Annotated in this window: 1 protein-coding gene; it reads left to right on the forward strand. The window is 65.9% G+C overall.

Going from position 1 to position 1,133, the window contains the following annotated elements; translation table 11 throughout:
• A partial coding sequence (tnpC, locus tag LHP98_RS19270) for an IS66 family transposase (RefSeq protein WP_227254163.1) occupies positions 1-1,113 on the forward strand: 1,113 nt, incomplete at its 5' end.
• Positions 1,114-1,133: the final 20 nt, after the last annotated feature.

The raw sequence follows: 1,133 nt of genomic DNA on the forward strand, positions 1-1,133 counted from the left end.
TACGTGCCCGGCCGCTTCATCGTGAACCGCGTCGTCCGGCCCCGCCTGACATGCACCTGCTGCGAACGGTTCATCCAGGCCCCGCTGCCCTCGCGCGCCATCGAACGTGGCCGCCCGGGGCCGGGTCTCTTGGCCCATGTGCTGGTCAGCAAGTATGCCGACCATCTTCCCTTGTATCGCCAAAGCCAGATCTTCGACCGTGAAGGTCTCGACCTCGACAGATCGACCCTAGCCGACTGGGTTGGCAAAACTACCGCCCTGCTGGAGCCCCTCGCAGATGCCATCGGCCGCCATGTCCTGTCGGCCGAGGCCATCTTCGCGGATGACACGCCCATCAGCATGCTTGCCCCCGGCACCGGCAAGACCCAGACCGCAAGGCTCTGGACCTACGCCCGCGATGAGCGCCCCTGGGGCGGCGGCGCTCCACCCGCTGCCTGGTATCGCTTCTCCGGTGATCGCAAGGGCCAGCACCCGAAGGATCACCTCGCCCGATACCGCGGCTGGATGCACGCCGACGGCTATGCCGGGTTTGAGGACCTCTACCGAACCGGCGCCATCCGCGAGGTCGCCTGCATGGCCCATGTCAGGCGCAAGTTCGTCGACATCCACCGGTCGCAAGGTTCCCCCATCGCCGAGGAAGCCATCGGCCGGATCGCGCAACTCTATGCCGTCGAGAAAGAGGCCAGAGGGTCACCGCCAGAGGTCCGCGTCGCGCTTCGCAAGGCACATGCAGCTCCGGCCTTCGACGACCTGGAGGTCTGGCTGGCCCTGCAACTCACCACGATCTCAGGTAAATCCCCGCTCGCAGCCGCCATCCGCTATGCCCTGAGCCGCATGGAGCGCCTGCGTCCCTACCTCGACAACGGCATCCTGGAGTTGGACAACAACGCAGCCGAACGCGGCATGCGCGCCATCGCCCTCGGCCGGAAGAACTACCTCTTCGTCGGCTCCGAGGCAGGCGGCAAGGCCGCGGCCATCGCCTACACCCTGATCGAAACGGCCAAGCTCAACACCGTCGATCCCCACGCCTGGCTCGCCGACACCCTCGCACGCATTCCGGACTACAAAATCACAAAGGTCAACGATCTGCTCCCGTGGCGCTGGAACCGATAGCAGTCTGGCCGGACGCTTAC

The organism is Rhodobacter sp. Har01, assembly GCF_020564565.1.
In the GTDB taxonomy this organism is placed as follows: domain Bacteria; phylum Pseudomonadota; class Alphaproteobacteria; order Rhodobacterales; family Rhodobacteraceae; genus Pseudogemmobacter.